The sequence below is a fragment of the Streptomyces sp. NPDC100445 genome (assembly GCF_044759735.1).
Lineage (GTDB): Bacteria > Actinomycetota > Actinomycetes > Streptomycetales > Streptomycetaceae > Streptomyces.
Window position 1 is genome coordinate 545,029 of the sequence record NZ_JBIVZV010000002.1, and the last position, 17,718, is coordinate 562,746.

Consider the following 17,718-nt stretch of genomic DNA (forward strand, 5'->3'; position numbering starts at 1 on the left):
AGATTACCGGGCGCCCGCACGGCCGCCTGCCGCCCCCGGGCGCACCGGGTCGCACGGGGCCGGTCCGCCATATCCGGGTAATCTGCGCCTATGGGGCACTGGTGGGTGCGGAACATCGTCGAGCCGGGCAAGCTGCCCCTGCTCCTCGCCCTCGCGGCCTTCGTGCTGACCTTCGTGGTGACCCGCGTCATCACCCGGCTGATCCGGGCCGGCCGGGGCCCGTTCGGCAACGTCAAGGCGGGCGGCCTGCACATCCACCACGTCGTCCCCGGCGTCGTCCTCACCGTCGTCGGCGGCTTCGGCGCGGTGGCCAGCGACCGGCACGGCGCCGGCGGGGCCGTCGCGGCCGTCCTGTTCGGCATCGGCGCGGGCCTGGTCCTGGACGAGTTCGCGCTGATCCTGCACCTGGACGACGTCTACTGGACCGAGGACGGCCGCAAGAGCGTCGAGGTCGTCGTGCTCACCGCCGCCCTCGTCGGCCTGCTGCTGGCCGGGTTCTCGCCGTTCGGCGTCAACGACCTCACCCAGCAGGAGCTGACCGACCGCGGCAGCGCCATCGCCACCCTCGCCGGGAACTTCCTCTTCTCGCTCGTCGCCCTGGGCAAGGGCAAGACCCGCACCGCGATCTTCGGCACGGTCGTGCCGCTGGTGGCGCTCGTCGGCGCCGTCCGGCTGGCCCGCCCCGGCTCCGCGTGGGCCCGCCGCTTCTACGGCGGCCGGCCCCGCGCCCGCGCCCGGGCCGCCCTGCGCGCCTACCGCCACGACCGCCGCTGGGCCCGGCCGCGCCGTGCCGTTCAGGACTGGATCGGCGGCAAGCCCGACCCCCGGCCGGCGCGCCTGTCCGGCCGCCGGTGACCGGGGGCCCCGGTCGGCACGCGGACCTGCCGGTGGCGCGCCGCCACCAGCAGGCACAGCACCCCCACCGCCATCAGCGCGGCCAGGTGCTCCTTGCCCGCCAGGTTCTCCTTCACCAGCACCTCGACGACCATCGCCAGGGTCACCGCCCCCGCCGTCCCGTAGGCGCCGTACCGCCAGCTCACGAACACCGCCAGCCCCACGACCGCCGCCGACGGGCCGGTGTCCACCACCTGCGCGTCGGTCCACGGCAGCCCGAACGGGGCGTGCGCGCCCAGCGTGATGCCGACGCGCGCGTACAGGGTCCCGGCCAGCGTGGCGGCGTACGCGATGACCAGCGTCCGCCACCAGCCCAGGCAGAGCTCCGCGACCCCGAACACCAGCAGCAGCTGCGCCAGCGCGCCCCACACCGGCAGGTCGAGCGCGGGCACGAACAGCGACAGGGGCGTGCGCAGCAGGGCCGCCCACAGCGGGTCCTCCGCCCGGACGGCACCCAGGGCCTGTACCGGCCGGTACCCCCAGGGCTGGTTCTGCACGTACTGGAGGAACGCCGTCAGGAACACCGCCCCCACCGTCATCGGCAGTGCCACCGGTCCCCGCTGCCGCAGCGGGGTGCTCACGGCGCCGTACAGGGGTCCCCACTCGGCGCGGGCCCAGCGGGCGGGCGTCCTCATCACACGTTCCTCACCGGTGCGTCTCCAGGTGCCTGCGGTGCAGCCACTTCGGCAGTCCCGGCGCCTCCAGGAAACCCTCCGCGCGGGCCGAGGCGAGGCCGATGCGCGGCAGGTCCGCGCTCTTCTCGAAGAGCAGGAACCGCGGCTCCCAGATGGGCCGGTACTTGGCGTTGGCGCGGTACAGCGACTCGATCTGCCACCAGCGGGAGAAGAAGCTGAGCAGCGACCGCCACAGCCTGAGCACCGGTCCGGCTCCCAGGCGCGCGCCACGTTCGAAGACCGACCGGAACATGGCGAAGTTGAGTGAGACCTGCGTGATCCCGATCTCGCGGGCCCCCCGCAGCAGCTCGATGACCATGAACTCCATCAGCCCGTTGTCGGAGTCGCGGTCCCGCCGCATGAGGTCCAGGGAGAGCCCGTTCGGCCCCCACGGCACGAAGGAGAGCAGCGCCCGCAGCCGGCCCTGCGCGTCCGTGCACTCCAGCATCACGCACCGGCCGTCCTCCGGGTCCGCGAGCCGGCCCAGCGCCATGCTGAATCCGCGCTCGGTCGCCCCGTCCCGCCAGTCGTCGGCGCGTTCCACCAGGTACGCCATCTCGTCCGCCGGGATGTCCTCGTGTCGCCGGACCCGCACCCGGTACCCGGCCCGCCGCACCCGGTTGTACGCCTGCCGGACGGTGCGCATCGCCCGGCCCTCCAGGGTGAAGTCGGCGACCTCCACGATCGCCTCGTCGCCCAGCTCCAGGGCGTCCAGGCCGTGCCGCGCGTAGACGGTGCCGGCCTCCTCGCCCGCCCCCATCACCGCCGGGATCCACCCGTGCGCCCGGGCCTCCGCCAGCCACGGCACGATCGCCCCGGGCCACGCCTCCGGGTCGCCGATCGGGTCGCCCGAGGCCAGGCTCACCCCGCCGACCACGCGGTAGGCGACGGCGGCCTTCCCGGTCGGCGACCACACCACGCTCTTCTCCCGGCGCAGCGCGAAGTAGCCGAGGGAGTCACGCTCGCCGTGCCGCTCCAGCAGGGCCCGCAGCCGCTTCTCGTCGTCCTCGGTGAGCGGGTCGACGGCCCGCCGGGACCGGAAGGCGGCGTAGAACACGGCGAGGACCAGGGCGGTGCTGAGGACGTTGATCGTGACGTTGGTCCAGTTGGGCGGGTCGATCCCCGGGAAGCGGGATTCCTGGGCGGCGACCGACACCAGGCGCAGGGTGCCGTAGTGCCAGCGCTCCCAGAACGTCGAACGGGCCGCGTCCGGCGCCTGATTGGTGACCGTCACCAGCAGCCCGGCCAGCAGGCTCGCGGCGAGTCCCCCGACCACGCCCACCGTGGCGGCGAGCCGGGGGTTGGACCGGTCGCCCTTGGCGTAGAACTCCCGGCGGCCGGCGAGCAGCGCGCCGACGAAGGCGGCCGTCAGCGCGAGGGAGACCCAGTTCTGCGGGTAGCGCCGGATGTCCGGGAACGCCATGGCGAACGCGAACAGGGCCAGGAAGAGGCCGCTCAGCACCAGGTTCAGGATCCACGCCGCCCGCTTCCTGCGCCGCATGGTGATCGCCAGGAAGGCGGTGAACACCCCGGAGGCGAAGCCGGCCGTCAGCAGGTACGGCGTGAAGAAGTCGTCCTGGTTGTGCCGGCGCACGTCCTGGCCGAGCGAGACCCACGTCCCGCTGAGGAAGTTGATGAACGCGACCGTCCGCAGGTACCAGACGGCGAACGCGGCGGACCTCCGGGACACCCCGGCGGACCACCGCGGCCGTCCGTCCGTCCGCTCCGTCTCGGCACGCTGCTCCACGGCAATTCGGGCATCTCCCATGGTGCAGGATCATATGGGCGGGACCCCGGCGAACCAGAGCCATTCCGTCCGGCCCTCACCATCCACCCGGCTTTTCCTCGCGACACCACCCCATCGAGCACCCGACGAGGCGGCGGGTCCCGCCCGGTACGGCAGGTCACTCCGGGGCGGCCGCGGGGGCCGCCTCCTCGGGGACTTCCGGGTTCTCCGGGCGGTCCGCCTGTTCCGCCTGTTCCGGGTGTTCCGGGTGCTCCGGGTGCTCCGGGAGTTCGGCGGAGAGGGCGGCCGCGCTGCGGACCAGGGGCAGGGCCAGCAGCGCGCCCACGCCCTCGCCGACCTTCACGCCCTGCTCCAGCAGCGGTTCCAGGGCCATCCGGTCCAGCGCCTTGGCCTGCCCGGGCTCCCCGCTGTCGTGTCCGGCCAGCCACCAGTCCGGCGCCCGGAAGGCCACCCGTTGCGCGACCAGCGCGCACGCCGCGGCCACCACACCGTCCAGGATCACCGGCAGCTTGCGCACCGCGCACTCCAGCAGGAACCCGGTCATCGCCGCGAGGTCCGCCCCGCCCACGGCCGCCAGCAGCCGGGTCTGGTCGCCGAGGACCGGCCGCGCCCGCCGCAGTGCGTCCCGGACCGCCGCGCACTTGCGCATCCACGCCAGGTCGTCGATGGCGAGCCCGCCCCGCCCGGTGACCACCGACGCGTCGGTGCCGCACAGCGCGGCGACGAGCACCGCGGCGGCCGTCGTCCCGCCCACGCTGACGTCGCCCAGCACCACGAGGTCGGTGCCCGAGTCGGCCTCCTCGTCGGCGATCGCGACCCCCGCGCGCAGGGCCGCCTCGGTCTCGTCCTCGGTCAGCGCGTCCTCGACGTCGATACGGCCGCTGCCCCGCCGCACCCGGTGCCGTACCACGTCCTGCGGCAGGGTCCCCGGGTCGCAGTCGAGGGCCATGTCCACGACCCGGACGGACACCTCCAGCCGGCGGGCGAGCACCGCGACCGGGCTGGTGCCCTCCAGCACGCCCCGCACCAGCCGCTCCGCCCCGCCCGCGGGCCGCGCCGAGACGCCCTGCCCGGCGATGCCGTGGTCGCCGGCGAAGAGCACCACCCGCGGCCGTTCGACCTGCCGCACCGGTACGGCACCCTGGGCGGCGGCCAGCCACTCGCCCAGCTCGTCCAGGCGGCCCAGGGCCCCGGGCGGCACGCTCTGACGCTCCCGCCGGGCCTCGGCGTCACGGCGCACGCCCCCGTCCGGGCGCTCGATCAGATCGGTGAAGTCGTCCAGATTAAGCCTGCTCATTCGCCGAACAGTACAGCCGGCGCGCGAACCCCGAGGCGCCACAGGGCCACCACACACCCACGACGTCATTGCACCTCACGGCGGTATCCCATACGTTCCGGTTTGCCCGGAATGTCCCACAGGGAGCCGCCCATGCCGACCTCGCCCCTCGTCCCCCGGACCGCCACTCCCATCGACCCCTTCCAGGAGCCGCGCCGCGAGGACTGCCCCTGGTGCGGCTCCCGGCGCCTGCGCACCCGGCTGCGCGCCCCCGACCCGCTGCGGCACCGGCCGGGCACGTTCGCCCTGGACCGGTGCCGGGACTGCGGGCACGGGTTCCAGAACCCCCGGCTCAGCGCGGAGGGGCTCGCCTTCTTCCACCGGGACTTCTACGAGCGGCAGCTGGAACTGCTCACCGAACGCGTCGTCCCCCCGCACGTGGCCCGGCGCCGGCACCGCGCCACCGCCTGGCGTCTGTCGGCACTGCGCGAACCGGAGAGCTGGCTGGACGTCGGCACCGGCCACGGCCGCTTCCCCGAGGCGGCCAAGGAGTTCTTCCCGTACACCAGCTTCGACGGGCTGGACCCGACGGCCCGCGTCGAGGAGGCCCTGCTGGAGGGACGTGTGGAGGAGGCCCACCGCGGCTATCTGACCACCCCCGGCACGGCGGCCCGGCTGCGCGGCCGCTACGACGTCGTCAGCATGTTCCACCACCTGCCGCACACCCCCGACCCGCGCGCCGAACTGAGCGCCGCGCTCACGGTCCTGCGCCCCGGCGGCCACCTGGTCGTCGAGGCCCCCGACCCGCGCTGCCTCTTCGCCACGCTCCTCGGCCGGTGGTGGCTCCCGTACGGCCAGCCCCGCCACCTGCACCTGGTCCCGCTCGCCAACCTCCGCACCGAACTGCGCGCCCGGGGCTGCACGGTGCTCGTCACCGACCGTACGACCCCCCACCAGCCCTACGACCTGTCAGGGGCCGCCGTCCTGGCCCTGGCCCACGTCGACCCGCTGCTGCGGGGCATGGCCGAGCCCCTGCCGGCGCTCGCCGGGGCGCTGGACCGGGGACTGGCGCCCCTGCTGCGCCGCACGCCGTTCGCCAACGCCTACCGGGTCGTGGCGCGCAAGGACACGAGGTAGGGCGCGGAAGGGGACCGGGCGCCCCTCAGCCCCGCAGGACCAGCGCCTGTCCGGCCACGACCAGCACCACCTGCTCGCACTCCGCCCCGAACGCCGCGTTCAGCCGCCCCAGTTCGTCCCGGTAGCGCCGGCCCGACGCCGTCGCCGGCACGATCCCCGACCCCACCTCGTTGGAGACCGCCACCACGGTCCGCCGGGTGGCGCGCACCGCCGCCGTCAGCTCCCGCACCCGCTTGCGCAGCGCCTCGCGCGCCCCGCCCGTCCACTCCGCGTCGTCCCACGCCCCGACGGTGTCCATCACGTCGGTCAGCCACAGCGACAGACAGTCGATCAGCAGCGGCGGCCCGTCCCCGGCCAGCAGCGGCACCAGGTCCGTCGTCTCCGTCGTGCACCACGAACCCGGCCGCCGCTCCCGGTGCGCGCCCACCCGCTCCGCCCACTCGGCGTCCCCGCCCCGGGTACCGCCGGTCGCCACGTAGACCACGCCCGGGAACGACTCCAGGCGCCGCTCCGCCTCCACCGACTTCCCCGAACGGGCCCCGCCCAGCACCAGCGTCCGGCGCGGCACGTCCGGCACGTCGGACATCCCCGGGTACGCCCCCACCGTCAGCGTCGTACCGTCCGGCACCGCCCGTGCCCCGGCCGCCGCGAGCCGGCGCCGCAGCTCCGCGCCCGGCGGCACGTCGTGGTCGAGGTGGACGGCGAGCACGTCCGTCGCCGGGCCGGCCGCGCCGGCCGCGCGGAGCCGGGCGAGCGCGTCGGGCCGGCCCACGACGTCCGCCAGGACCAGGTCGTAGGGGTGCGCCGCCGTCCCCGTCAGCCCGGCCGGCGCCCCGCCCGGCGGCAGGTACAGCAGCCGCTGCCCGTCCGGCCCGGTCACCGCGTACCCGGTGCCGCCCCCGTCCGTCGCCAGGGCCCGCACCCGATGCCCCGTCAGCAGCGCCAGCTCCCGCCCGTCCGGGACCCGGCCGGGCTGCGGCAGCCCGGCCGGCACCTCCACCGCCGGCCCGTCGTGCGGATGGGACAGCAGCGCCTGCCGCACCCCGCCGAGCGAACGCCCGGCGCGGGCCGCCGCGAACGCCACGCCCGGGGTCAGGTCGAGCAGCAGCGTCCCGTCCACGAGCACCGCGGTCGCGGCCCGCGCGTCCGGCCCGAGCGCGGTCGCGCAGGCGGCGCAGGAACAGTCGGGGCGAGGCAGACCCGCGGGGGCACCGGTACCGAGCAGAGTGATTTCCACGGACCGATTTTCGCCTGTCCCCGCAGGTCTTGCGCTTCCGGCTAGGCTGCCAGCAGGTGTTGGAGCGAAGGAGGACCACATGACGGCATGGACGTGGCGGTTCGAGACGGCCGACGGGACGGAGGTCCAGCCGGCCGTGCAGCCGGAGGACTTCACCACGCAGGGGGATGCCGAGTCCTGGATCGGCGAGCACTGGAAGACGCTCCAGGAGGGCGGGGCGGACCAGGTGCGGCTGTTCGAGGAGACCAGCGAGATCTACGGGCCGATGAGCCTGCACGCCGACACCTGATCCGGCCGGGCGGTGAGGAGGGGGGCCGACCCCCTCCTCACTGCTCGCCCAGCGTCACCTCCGCCGTCCCCTCCGCCCCGTCCCGCTGGTACGTCACCGTGGTCCGCTGCCCCGGCCGGCCCGCCGCCAGCGCCTCGGACAGCGAGGTGACCGAGGTGACGGGCCGGTCACCGAGCCGGGTGATGACGTCACCCGGACGCAGGCCCGCCCCGGCGGCCGGGCCGCCGCCGAGCACGGTGACCACCGCCGCCCCGGCCGGCCGGTAGCGGTCGTCGACCACCGTCCGCGCGGTGATGCCGAGGGCGGCCCGCCCGGAGTCGACCACCCTGCCCTTCGCGATGATCTGGTCGGCGACCGTGCGCACCATGGACGCGGGGATCGCGAAACCGATGCCGGGCGCCGCGCCGCCCCCCAGGTCGGGGTCGGTGGCGGCCAGCGTGGGGATGCCGACGACCCGCCCGTCCAGGCCGACCAGCGCGCCCCCGCTGTTGCCGGGGTTGATGGCGGCCGACGTCTGCACCATGTCCGCGATGGTGGCGCCCGTGCCGCCGCCGCCACTGCCCTCGCTGACGGTCCGTCCGGTCGCCGAGACGATGCCCTGGGTGACGCTGGACGACAGCCCGAGCGGCGAACCCATCGCCAGCACGATCTGACCCACCCGCACCTTCCCGGAGTCCCCGAACACCGCCGGCCTGAGCCCGCCCGGCGGCCGGTCCAGCCGGATCACCGCGAGGTCCTGCTCGGGATAGGAGGACACCAGCCGGGCGGTGAGCGGCCGCCGGTCCTGGGCGGTGGTCACCTGGAAGGTCCGCTCCGAGCCGACCACGTGCGCGTTGGTGACGATGTGCCCCGCGTCGTCGTACACCACCCCGGAGCCCAGGCCGTCGCCCGCCTGGATCTGCACGACCGACGGCAGGACCGCGCCGATGACCTTCAGGTACTGGCCCTCCAGGTCGACCGCGGACGCCGGCGCGGCCGCCGGGGTCGCCGCCGCGGTGTCCGCCCCGGTCCGGGCGGCGGGGCCGAAGCAGCCGGCGGCGAGGACCGCGCAGCACGCCAGCGCGGCGGCGCGGACGGCCCTGCGCGGGGCGCGGCCAGGGGAAGCGCTCATGCCCCGAGTCTCACCGGGGGACGATCACCGGGCCCCCGCTGTTCCCCCGTACGGGCTCAGCCGCGTACGCCGCACAGGTGCAGCAGCGCCGCCACCCCGCGGTAGGGGTCCGTGCGGCCCGCCCGCTCCTCGGCCGCGAGCATCGGGCCCGGGTCGGCCGGGACCGGCGCGTCGTCCGCCGCCGTCTGCGTGAAGACCTGGACGCCGTACCAGGCGTGCAGCGGGGCCGCGATGCCGTCCAGCGTGGCCGAGAGGGTCGCCAGCCGGTCGGCCCGGGCCTCCGGACCACGCCGTGCGGCGGGCTCGTCGTCGGGGTCGGTGCGGGCCCGGGGGACCTGCGCGGCGGTGTCGAGCGCGGCCAGCGCGCCCGCCCAGTCCCCGCCGAGACCCGGCCGCATGGCCGGTGCGTCACCGTTGCGGACCAGCAGGGAGAGCAGGCCGCCCGGGGCCAGCATCCGGGCCAGGCCCGCCACCAGCGGGTCCGGCTCCGTCACCTGCATCAGTACGCCGTGGCACAGCACCACGTCGAAACTGCCCGGCAGGAAGTGCACCCCGGTGTCCCGGCCGTCGCCCTGCACCAGCCGGACCCGCTCCCGGATGCCCTCCGGTTCCAGGCCGAGCGCCTCACGGGCGGACGCGAGCAGCGCACCGTCCCGCTCCACCCCGGTCACCTGGTGGCCGAGCCGGGCCAGCCGCAGCGCCTGCGCGCCGCGGCCCATACCCACGTCGAGCACCCGCAGCCGCCGCCCCACCGGGAACCGCCCGGCTATCTGCTCGTCCAGCTGCCGGGCCAGCAACTCCTGCCGTACGACCTCGCGCAGGCCGCCGGGACCGGTCGGCCGGACGGCCGCCGCGTCCCCGGTGCAAGCCTCTGCGCTCAGGGCCGCTCTCCGCGCTTGACCTGCGGCTTCGGCATCCGGAGCCGGCGCATCTGGAGGGACCGCATCAGGGCGTAGGCGACCGCGCCGCGCGTGTTCTGGTCCGGGAAGCGCTCCTTGAGCCGCTTCTTCAGCCGGAAGCCGCTGACGGCCGCGTCCAGGACGATCAGCACGATCACGATCAGCCACAGCAGCAGCGCGACGCTCTGGATCGCGGGCACCCGCACCACGCTCAGCACGAGGATCACCACGGCGAGCGGCAGGAAGAACTCCGCCACGTTGAACCGCGAGTCCACCCAGTCCCGGGCGAACTTGCGGACCGGGCCCTTGTCCCGGGCCGGCAGATACCGCTCGTCGCCGCCGGCCAGCGCCCGGCGCTGCCGCTCCAGGGCCTGTCGCCGCTCCTCGCGCTGCCGCTTGGCGGCCTCCTTGCGGTTCGTCGGGGTGGTGGCCACGCTGCGGCGCTGGGACTGGGCCTCACTGCGCTTGGGCGTGGGCCGACCCTTGGGGGCCTGCGGGTCACGGGGCTGCTTGGAGAGGGTCACCTGCGCCTTGTCGGCGCTCGGGGCCTTCTCTTCCTTGGCACGGCTACGGAACACAAAACCCAAGGGTAAGCGCTGCACCGGCATGGTTCTCCGCCCGGCGGGGAACGATCCGGCAACGCCGGACGTCCTCAGAGGGACAGAGAGGACACGGGAGCGGGCGCTCCGGTGCGATCACCTACTCCTTACGCCGGAGCGGTGCGGACCGCAGTCGTCCTCGGGGATGAGCGCATCACTCCCCGAACAGTGCGGTAATGGAGGCAGGGCCCGTACTGTGGGTCCTGTCGCAGGATCGGTGAGCTGGAGTCCGTCAGAAGGGGGCGCGCGAAGCCCATGAGCGGTGTCATGAAGCGTATGGGGATGATCTTCCGCGCGAAGGCGAACAAGGCCCTTGACCGGGCCGAGGACCCGCGCGAGACCCTCGATTACTCCTACCAGAAGCAGCTGGAGCTGCTCCAGAAGGTGCGGCGCGGTGTCGCCGACGTGGCGACCAGCCGCAAGCGCCTGGAACTCCAGCTCAACCAGCTCCAGCAGCAGTCCTCCAAGCTGGAGGACCAGGGCCGCAAGGCGCTCGCGCTCGGCCGGGAGGACCTGGCCCGCGAGGCGCTGTCCCGGCGTGCCGCCCTCCAGCAGCAGGTGACGGACCTGGAGACCCAGCACACCACCCTCCAGGGCGAGGAGGAGAAGCTCACCCTCGCGGCCCAGCGCCTCCAGGCCAAGGTGGACGCCTTCCGCACCAAGAAGGAGACCATCAAGGCCACGTACACCGCCGCCCAGGCGCAGACCCGGATCGGCGAGGCCTTCTCCGGCATCTCCGAGGAGATGGGCGACGTCGGCCTGGCCATCCAGCGTGCCGAGGACAAGACCGCCCAGCTCCAGGCCCGGGCCGGCGCCATCGACGAACTCCTCGCCTCCGGCGCCCTGGACGACCCGTCCGGCATGCAGAAGGACGACCTCCAGGCCGAGCTGGACCGGATCTCCGGTGGTACGGATGTAGAGCTGGAACTCCAGCGCATGAAGGCGGAGCTGGCGGGCGGCTCCCCGCAGCAGGCCATCGAGGGTGGCAACGGCCGGGGGCAGACCCAGCAGCAGCCGCAGGACACCCCGCGCTTCGACAAGCAGTAGCCCGGCGCCGGGACCGAGCCGAGGAGGCCGACGTGATCGTACGGATCATGGGGGAGGGCCAGGTGGAGCTGGACGACGCCCACCTGCCCGAGCTGGACAGGCTGGACGACGACCTGCTCGACGAGATGGAGAGCGGTGACGACGAGGGCTTCCGCCGCACGCTGACCGCCCTCCTCGACGCCGTCCGCCGGCTCGGCACCCCGCTGCCGGACGACGCGCTGGAGCCGTCCGGGCTGATCCTCCCGTCGCCGGACGCGACGCTGGAGGAGGTCCGCGATCTCCTCGGCGACGGCGGCCTGATCCCCAGCTGACATCCGCTCCGACCCCACCGCAGCCGCCCCCGGATCTCACGCCGGCGCCGCCAGGTGGTGGCCGGGGTGCCGAGGCCGGGTCGTACGTGGCCTTCCGGGGCTGCCGGTGGCTTTCCACGCGCGAGCGTGATCGTCGGGCCGCCCGCTCGGAGCTCGCGCGGCCGGTTGTCCCGGCGCGCTGTCGTGCCGGAGCCGGGGGCGCCCCGGTGTGTGGCAGCGGGAGGACTCCCCGCCCGCCCCCTGACTCGCCCGCCTGGACCGTGACCGCCGTCCCGGGTCGCCGCGGGGAGCCCCCGCCCGCCCGGGAAGACGCCGGAGGACTCTCCGCCGGCCCCCTGACTCACCGGCCCTGGACGGTGACCGCCGGGCCGGCCCGCCGCGGGAACCCGCGCCCGCCCGCCCGGGACGGCGCTGGTCTTGGCGCCGGGCCGCCGGAAGGGTGCCGTGGCCGCGCTGACGTGCCGGAGCCCCCCCGGCCCCCTGATTCGCCTGCCTGGACGGTGACCGCCGGGCCGGCCCGCCGCGGGGAGCCGCGCCCGCCCGGCCGGGACGGTGCCGGTCTGGGTGGAGCCGGGGTGACCCGGTGTGTGGCAGCGGGAGGACTCCCCGCCCAGCCCCCTGACTCGCCTGCCTGGACGGTTGGCGTCGGGCCGGCCCGTCACGGGGAGCCGCGCCGGCCCGCCCGGGACGGTGCCGGTCTGGGTGGAGCCGGGGTGACCCGGTGTGTGGCAGCGGGAGGACTCCCCGCCCAGCCCCATGATTCGCCTGCCTGAACGGTTGGCGTCGGGCCGGCCCGTCACGGGGAGCCCCGCCGGCCCGCCCGGGACGGCGCTGGTCTTGGCGCCGGGCCGCCGGAAGGGTGCCGTGGCCGCGCTGACGTGCCGGAGCCCCCCCGGCCCCCTGATTCGCCTGCCTGGACGGTGACCGCCGGGCCGGCCCGCCGCGGGGAGCCGCGCTGGCCCGGCCGGGACGGTGCCGGTCTGGGTGGAGCCGGGGTGACCCGGTGTGTGGCAGCGGGAGGACTCCCCGCCCAGCCCCGTGACTCGCCTGCCTGGACGGTTGGCGTCGGGCCGGCCCGTCACGGGGAGCCGCGCCCGCCCGCCCGGGACGGCGCCGGTCTTGGCGCCTGGCCGCCGGAAGGGTGCCGTGGCCCGTGTCGCTGCCCTCTGCCCGGTTCGCTCCCTCGTCCGGGGCGGGGTTCTCGGGGGGCTGGGTGGTGTTCCGGTGTGTGGCTGACCGGTACGGACCCTGGCCGTACTGTTCACCCGTGAGCACTCTCGAACGCGCCCGGTGCAGCCTCAGGGCCCACCCCCTCGCGCTGGACGCGGCGCTCGCCGCGGGCGTGCTGGCCTGCATGGTCGCCGGTTCCTTCGTGGTGCCCCGGAGCGAGAACGGCGTCACCTGGGGCGTTCGCGTCCCGGACCCCCTCAGCCTGCTGCTGATGCTGGTCGGTGCCGCGGCGCTGGTGCCGCGCCGCCGCCACGCCAAGGCGGTCCTCGCCCTCACCGGCACCGTCTCGGTGATCGAGTGCGTGACCGGCGACCCGCGCGCCCCGGTCGCGATGTCCGCCGTCGTCGCCCTCTACACCGTCGCCGCGACCACCGACCGCGCCACCACCTGGCGGCTCGGCCTGCTCACCATGACCGTGCTGACGGCCGCCGCCGTCTTCGCGGGCCCGCTGCCCTGGTACGCCCAGGAGAACCTCGGCGTCCTCGCCTGGACGGGTATCGGCGCCACCGCCGGGGACGCCGTGCGCAGCCGCCGCGCCGTCGTGCAGGCCATCCGGGACCGCGCGGAGCGCGCCGAACGCACCCGCGAGGAGGAGGCCCGCCGCCGGGTCGCCGAGGAGCGGCTGCGCATCGCCCGCGACCTGCACGACGTCGTCGCCCACCACATCGCCCTGGTGAACGTGCAGGCCGGCGTCGCCGCGCACGTCATGGACCGGCGGCCCGACCAGGCCAAGGAGGCCCTCGCCCACGTCCGCGAGGCCGGCCGCAGCGCGCTGAACGAACTGCGCGCCACCGTCGGCCTGCTCCGCCAGAGCGGCGACCCGGAGGCACCCACCGAACCCGCCCCGGGCCTGGACCGCCTGGAGGACCTCCTCGCCACCTTCCGCAGCGCCGGCCTGCCCGTGCGGGCGATCGGCGCCGACCGGGCCGCCGGCCTGCCCGCCGCCGTCGACCTGGCCGCCTACCGCATCGTGCAGGAGGCGCTGACCAACGTGCGGAAGCACGCCGGTCCCGGGGCCGGGGCCGAGGTGAGCTTCGTCCGCGCCGGCCCGGACGTCGAGGTCACCGTCCTCGACGACGGCCCCGGGCAGCCCGGCGCGCCGGCGGACGGCGGTGGCCACGGACTCATCGGCATGCGCGAGCGGGTCACCGCCCTCGGCGGCACCCTGACCACCGGCCCCCGCCCCGGCGGCGGCTTCCGCGTCCATGCGATCCTGCCGGTCCGGACCGTGACCGCCCAGGGGGAGCCCGTATGACGATCCGTGTCCTGCTCGCCGACGACCAAGCCCTGCTGCGCAGCGCGTTCCGGGTGCTGGTCGACTCCGAGCCCGACATGGAGGTGGTGGGGGAGGCCGCCGACGGGGCGGAGGCGGTCCGGCTGACCCAGGAGCTCGGCCCCGACGTCGTCCTCATGGACATCCGGATGCCCGGCACCGACGGCCTCGCCGCCACCCGGATGATCAGCGCCGACCCGTCCCTCGGGCAGGTCCGGGTGGTCATCCTGACCACCTTCGAGGTGGACGACTACGTCGTCCGGGCGCTGCGCGCCGGCGCCTCCGGCTTCCTCGGCAAGGGCAGCGAGCCCGAGGAACTGCTCAACGCCATCAGGGTCGCGGCCGGCGGCGAGGCACTGCTGTCCCCGGCCGCGACCAAGGGACTGATCGCCCGGTTCCTCGCCCGGGGCGACGACGGCGACGGACCGGATCCGGCCCGCTCCGAACGGCTCGGCGCGCTCACCGGCCGGGAGCGGGAGGTCCTCGGCCTGGTCGCCGGCGGTCACTCCAACGACGAGATCGCCGAGCGTCTCGCGGTCAGCCCGCTGACGGTGAAGACGCACGTCAACCGGGCCATGGCCAAGCTGGGGGCGCGCGACCGGGCGCAGCTCGTCGTGATCGCGTACGAGTCGGGGCTGGTCCGTCCGCGGACCGGCTGATCTCCACCCGGATGTACTGCGCGCGGAGTAGGGGCCGGGCGCGGAACGGGACCTGGGGGGTACGGGGCGGCTCCCCGGGATGGTCCAAGGTGGTGGGGTGGGCGCTCACCTGTGCGTCCCGTCGCTGCTCCCGCCGCGTGGCGGAGCACTGCTGCCGCTCACAGAAGAGAGACCCTCACCCATGTCCTGGCTGTCCAGATTCAGCCTTGCGCAACGGGCCCTCGTCGGGCTCGTGTCGCTCGTCGCGCTCGCCTTCGGGCTGATCGCGATACCCCAGATCAAACAGCAGCTGCTGCCCACCATCGAGCTGCCCATGGTGTCGGTGATCGCCCCCTACCAGGGTGCCTCGCCCGACGTCGTGGAGAAGCAGGTCGTCGAGCCGATCGAGGACAACCTCCAGGGCGTCGACGGCGTCACCGGTGTCACCTCGACGGCGAGCGAGGGCAATGCCGTGATCATGGCGTCGTTCGACTACGGCAACGACACCAAGCGGATCGTCTCCGACGTCCAGCAGGCCGTGAACCGGTCCCGCAACCGGCTCCCCGACGGCGTCGACCCGCAGGTCGTCTCCGGTTCCACCGACGACATGCCGACCGTGGTCCTCGCCGTCACCTCCGGCAAGGACCAGCAGGCCCTCGCCGACCAGCTCGACACGACGGTCGTCCCGGCGCTGAAGGACATCGACGGCGTCGGCCGCGTCCAGGTCACCGGCGTCCGCGACCTCCAGGTCACCGTCACCCCCGACGACGGGAAGCTCGCACGGGCCGGTGTGGACGCGGCGGCCCTCGGCCAGGCCCTCAGGGCGGGCGGCGCCACCGTTCCGGCCGGCTCCTTCGACGAGGACGGCGCCAACCGCACCGTCCAGGTCGGCGGCGGCCTCACCTCGCTGAAGCAGATCAGGGACCTCACGGTCACCGGCGAGGGCGCGCGCAGGCCCGTACGCCTCGGAGCCGTGGCCACCGTCCGGGAGCAGCCCGCCCCGGCCGACTCGCTGACCCGCACCGACGGCCGGCCCAGCCTCGCCGTCAACGTCACGATGGACCACGACGGCAGCGCGGTCGCCATCTCCGAAGCGGTCGCGGACAAGCTGCCCCGCCTGCGCGCGGACCTCGGCTCGGGCGCCCGGCTCACGGTCGTCAGCGACCAGGGCCCGGCGGTCTCCAAGTCCATCGAGGGTCTGACCACCGAGGGCGCGCTCGGCCTGCTCTTCGCCGTGGTGATCATCCTGGTCTTCCTGGCGTCGGTGCGTTCCACGCTGGTCACCGCGGTGTCCATCCCGCTGTCCGTCGTCCTCGCCCTGATCGTGCTGTGGACGCGCGGCCTGTCGCTGAACATGCTCACGCTCGGCGCGCTGACCATCGCCATCGGCCGGGTCGTCGACGACTCGATCGTCGTCCTGGAGAACATCAGGCGGCACCTCGGCTACGGCGAGGAGCGCAAGGAGGCCATCCTCACCGCGGTGCGCGAGGTGGCCGGCGCGGTCACGTCCTCCACCCTCACCACGGTCGCCGTGTTCCTGCCGATCGGCCTGGTCGGCGGCATGGTGGGCGCCCTGTTCGGCTCGTTCAGCATCACGGTCACGGCCGCGCTGCTGGCGTCCCTGCTGGTGTCGCTGACGGTCGTGCCCGTCCTGTCGTACTGGTTCCTGCGCGCCCCCAAGGGCATCCCCGAGGACGCCGCCGAGGCCCGCCGCGCCGCCGAGGAGAAGGAGGCGAACAGCCGCCTCCAGCGCGTGTACGTCCCCGTCCTGCGCTTCGCGACCCGCCGCCGCCTCACCAGCGTGCTCATCGCCGTGGCCGTCCTCGTCGTCACGTTCGGCATGTCCGGCCTGCTCAGGACGAACTTCTTCGACCAGGGCGACCAGGAGGTCCTCACCCTCCGGCAGAAGACGGCGCCCGGTACGAGCCTGGCCGCCACCGACGCCGAGGCCCGGCGGGTGGAGAAGCTGCTCGCCGCCACCGACGGCGTGAAGGACTACCAGGTCACCGTCGGCTCCTCCGGCTTCATGGCCGCCTTCGGCGGTGGCACCGACACCAACCAGGCCACCTACCAGGTGATGCTGAAGGACGGGGCGTCCTACGACGACGTCCGCCGGCACCTGACGGACGGACTGGGGAAGCTGCACGGCATCGGCACGACCACCGTCTCCTCCGGCGGCGGCTTCGGCAACCAGGACCTCAGCGTCGTCGTGAAGGCCGCCGACCCGAAGGCCCTGCGCACGGCGGCCGAACAGGTCCGCTCCGCGGTCGCCGGTCTCGACCACGTCACCGACGTCACCAGCGACCTCGCGCAGAGCGTGCCGCGGATCTCGGTCCGGGCCGACGCCAAGGCCGCCGCGGTCGGCTTCGACGACGAGAAACTGGGCGCCGCGGTCGCGCAGGCCGTGCGCGGTACGACGGCCGCGAAGGCGGTCCTCGACGACACCGAGCGCGACGTCGTCGTGCGCTCGGCGAAGCCCGCCACGAGCCTCGCCGGGCTCAAGGCGCTGCGCCTCGGCCCGGTGCGACTGGGCGACATCGCCACGGTGCGGCAGGTGGCCGGCCCGGTGTCCCTGACCCGGATCGACGGCCGGCGCGCCGCCACCGTCACGGCCAGGCCGACCGGGGAGGACACCGGCGCGGTCAGCGGCGAGCTCCGGTCCGCCGTCGCGGCCCTGAAGCTGCCCGCGGGCGCCACGGCGGAGATCGGCGGGGTCACCTCCGACCAGGACGACGCGTTCAAGAACCTGGGCCTCGCCATGCTGGCGGCCATCGCGATCGTCTTCATGCTCCTGGTCGCGACGTTCCGCTCGCTCGTCCAGCCGCTGATCCTGCTGGTCTCCATCCCCTTCGCGGCGACGGGCGCCCTCGGCCTGCTGGTCGTCACCGGCACTCCGATGGGCGTGCCGGCGATGATCGGCATGCTGATGCTGATCGGCATCGTGGTGACCAACGCGATCGTGCTGATCGACCTGATCAACCAGTACCGGGCCCGGGGCCACGGTGTGGTGGAGGCCGTGATCGAGGGCGGCCGGCACCGTCTGCGGCCGATCCTGATGACGGCGCTGGCCACCGTCTTCGCCCTGCTGCCCATGGCCCTGGGCGTCACCGGTCAGGGCGGCTTCATCGCCCAGCCGCTGGCGGTCGTCGTCATCGGCGGCCTGATCAGCTCCACCCTGCTGACCCTGCTCCTCGTGCCGACGCTCTACGCGATGCTGGAGCTCGGCAAGGAGCGCCGGGCGCGCAAGCGCGCGGCGAAGCGGCGGACGGCGGAGCCGACGCGGGAACCGGCGCAGGAGCCGGCCGCGGTGTGACGGCATGACGAAGGGCCGGGCCTCCCGAGGGAGCCCGGCCCTT

15 protein-coding genes are annotated in these 17,718 nt (G+C 74.8%); 8 read left to right on the forward strand and 7 right to left on the reverse strand.

Annotated features, from left to right (window positions below):
• Positions 1–90 precede the first annotated feature (90 nt).
• Positions 91–855 (forward strand): hypothetical protein, encoded by a 765-nt coding sequence (locus ACIQVT_RS07810; protein WP_403749123.1) that lies wholly within the window; start codon positions 91–93, stop codon positions 853–855.
• Here ACIQVT_RS07810 and ACIQVT_RS07815 read toward each other — a convergent pair.
• The 3 genes from ACIQVT_RS07815 to cobT form a co-directional block, all read right to left on the reverse strand.
• A complete protein-coding gene (locus ACIQVT_RS07815) occupies positions 795–1,529 on the reverse strand; it encodes a hypothetical protein (protein WP_403749126.1) in 735 nt (244 codons plus the stop codon). The genes ACIQVT_RS07810 and ACIQVT_RS07815 overlap by 61 nt on opposite strands.
• A gap of 10 nt (positions 1,530–1,539) precedes the next feature.
• On the reverse strand, positions 1,540–3,336 hold the full coding sequence (locus ACIQVT_RS07820; protein ID WP_403749128.1) for a phosphatidylglycerol lysyltransferase domain-containing protein: 1,797 nt from the start codon (positions 3,334–3,336) through the stop codon (positions 1,540–1,542).
• 136 nt (positions 3,337–3,472) lie between these two features.
• Positions 3,473–4,612 (reverse strand): nicotinate-nucleotide--dimethylbenzimidazole phosphoribosyltransferase, encoded by a 1,140-nt coding sequence (gene cobT / locus ACIQVT_RS07825; RefSeq protein WP_403749130.1) that lies wholly within the window; start codon positions 4,610–4,612, stop codon positions 3,473–3,475.
• Between the two features lie 132 nt (positions 4,613–4,744).
• Here cobT and ACIQVT_RS07830 point away from each other — a divergent pair, with 132 nt between their 5' ends.
• Positions 4,745–5,728 carry a class I SAM-dependent methyltransferase gene (locus tag ACIQVT_RS07830; RefSeq protein WP_403749132.1) on the forward strand — a complete coding sequence of 328 codons (984 nt, stop codon included), beginning with the start codon at positions 4,745–4,747 and terminating at the stop codon, positions 5,726–5,728.
• Positions 5,729–5,753: 25 nt separating this feature from the next.
• On the opposite strand, the gene ACIQVT_RS07835 is transcribed toward ACIQVT_RS07830, so the two are convergent.
• Complete coding sequence (locus tag ACIQVT_RS07835; RefSeq protein WP_403749135.1) at positions 5,754–6,965, reverse strand: bifunctional adenosylcobinamide kinase/adenosylcobinamide-phosphate guanylyltransferase; 1,212 nt, start codon at positions 6,963–6,965, stop codon at positions 5,754–5,756.
• Positions 6,966–7,044: 79 nt separating this feature from the next.
• On the opposite strand from ACIQVT_RS07835, the gene ACIQVT_RS07840 reads away from it, so the two are divergent.
• Positions 7,045–7,254 carry a hypothetical protein gene (locus tag ACIQVT_RS07840; RefSeq protein WP_403749138.1) on the forward strand — a complete coding sequence of 70 codons (210 nt, stop codon included), beginning with the start codon at positions 7,045–7,047 and terminating at the stop codon, positions 7,252–7,254.
• A 37-nt stretch (positions 7,255–7,291) separates the two neighbouring features.
• Here ACIQVT_RS07840 and ACIQVT_RS07845 read toward each other — a convergent pair whose 3' ends face one another.
• The 3 genes from ACIQVT_RS07845 to ACIQVT_RS07855 form a co-directional block, all read right to left on the reverse strand.
• Positions 7,292–8,365 carry a S1C family serine protease gene (locus ACIQVT_RS07845; RefSeq protein ID WP_403749142.1) on the reverse strand — a complete coding sequence of 358 codons (1,074 nt, stop codon included), beginning with the start codon at positions 8,363–8,365 and terminating at the stop codon, positions 7,292–7,294.
• Positions 8,366–8,421: 56 nt separating this feature from the next.
• On the reverse strand, positions 8,422–9,159 hold the full coding sequence (locus tag ACIQVT_RS07850) for a class I SAM-dependent methyltransferase (protein WP_403749736.1): 738 nt from the start codon (positions 9,157–9,159) through the stop codon (positions 8,422–8,424).
• An 83-nt stretch (positions 9,160–9,242) separates the two neighbouring features.
• The gene (locus tag ACIQVT_RS07855) at positions 9,243–9,872 is read right to left on the reverse strand and encodes a DUF3043 domain-containing protein (protein ID WP_403749145.1); all 630 of its coding nucleotides are present in this window, start codon (positions 9,870–9,872) and stop codon (positions 9,243–9,245) included.
• 246 nt (positions 9,873–10,118) lie between these two features.
• On the opposite strand from ACIQVT_RS07855, the gene ACIQVT_RS07860 reads away from it, so the two are divergent.
• The 5 genes from ACIQVT_RS07860 to ACIQVT_RS07880 all read left to right on the forward strand — a co-directional run bounded on the left by ACIQVT_RS07860 (position 10,119) and on the right by ACIQVT_RS07880 (position 17,675).
• Positions 10,119–10,910: a PspA/IM30 family protein gene (locus ACIQVT_RS07860; protein ID WP_403749148.1), complete on the forward strand. Its 792-nt coding sequence runs from the start codon at positions 10,119–10,121 to the stop codon at positions 10,908–10,910.
• Between the two features lie 32 nt (positions 10,911–10,942).
• On the forward strand, positions 10,943–11,221 hold the full coding sequence (locus ACIQVT_RS07865) for a hypothetical protein (protein WP_403749151.1): 279 nt from the start codon (positions 10,943–10,945) through the stop codon (positions 11,219–11,221).
• Between the two features lie 1,267 nt (positions 11,222–12,488).
• The gene (locus ACIQVT_RS07870) at positions 12,489–13,706 is read left to right on the forward strand and encodes a sensor histidine kinase (RefSeq protein WP_403749155.1); all 1,218 of its coding nucleotides are present in this window, start codon (positions 12,489–12,491) and stop codon (positions 13,704–13,706) included.
• The gene (locus ACIQVT_RS07875) at positions 13,703–14,383 is read left to right on the forward strand and encodes a response regulator (protein WP_403749157.1); all 681 of its coding nucleotides are present in this window, start codon (positions 13,703–13,705) and stop codon (positions 14,381–14,383) included. Before ACIQVT_RS07870 ends, ACIQVT_RS07875 begins: the two co-directional genes overlap by 4 nt.
• A gap of 181 nt (positions 14,384–14,564) precedes the next feature.
• Positions 14,565–17,675: an efflux RND transporter permease subunit gene (locus ACIQVT_RS07880; RefSeq protein WP_403749160.1), complete on the forward strand. Its 3,111-nt coding sequence runs from the start codon at positions 14,565–14,567 to the stop codon at positions 17,673–17,675.
• The last annotated feature ends 43 nt before the right edge of the window (positions 17,676–17,718 follow it).

Bases quoted from the DNA above. Each gene is read 5' to 3' on its own strand.
- ACIQVT_RS07810 (WP_403749123.1), top strand. From the start codon at position 91: ATGGGGCACTGGTGGGTGCGGAACATCGTCGAGCCGGGCAAGCTGCCC.
- ACIQVT_RS07815 (WP_403749126.1), bottom strand. From the start codon at position 1,529: ATGAGGACGCCCGCCCGCTGGGCCCGCGCCGAGTGGGGACCCCTGTAC.
- ACIQVT_RS07860 (WP_403749148.1), top strand. From the start codon at position 10,119: ATGAGCGGTGTCATGAAGCGTATGGGGATGATCTTCCGCGCGAAGGCG.
- ACIQVT_RS07855 (WP_403749145.1), bottom strand. From the start codon at position 9,872: ATGCCGGTGCAGCGCTTACCCTTGGGTTTTGTGTTCCGTAGCCGTGCC.
- cobT (WP_403749130.1), bottom strand. From the start codon at position 4,612: ATGAGCAGGCTTAATCTGGACGACTTCACCGATCTGATCGAGCGCCCG.
- ACIQVT_RS07830 (WP_403749132.1), top strand. From the start codon at position 4,745: ATGCCGACCTCGCCCCTCGTCCCCCGGACCGCCACTCCCATCGACCCC.
- ACIQVT_RS07845 (WP_403749142.1), bottom strand. From the start codon at position 8,365: ATGAGCGCTTCCCCTGGCCGCGCCCCGCGCAGGGCCGTCCGCGCCGCC.
- ACIQVT_RS07880 (WP_403749160.1), top strand. From the start codon at position 14,565: ATGTCCTGGCTGTCCAGATTCAGCCTTGCGCAACGGGCCCTCGTCGGG.
- ACIQVT_RS07840 (WP_403749138.1), top strand. From the start codon at position 7,045: ATGACGGCATGGACGTGGCGGTTCGAGACGGCCGACGGGACGGAGGTC.
- ACIQVT_RS07875 (WP_403749157.1), top strand. From the start codon at position 13,703: ATGACGATCCGTGTCCTGCTCGCCGACGACCAAGCCCTGCTGCGCAGC.
- ACIQVT_RS07820 (WP_403749128.1), bottom strand. From the start codon at position 3,336: ATGGGAGATGCCCGAATTGCCGTGGAGCAGCGTGCCGAGACGGAGCGG.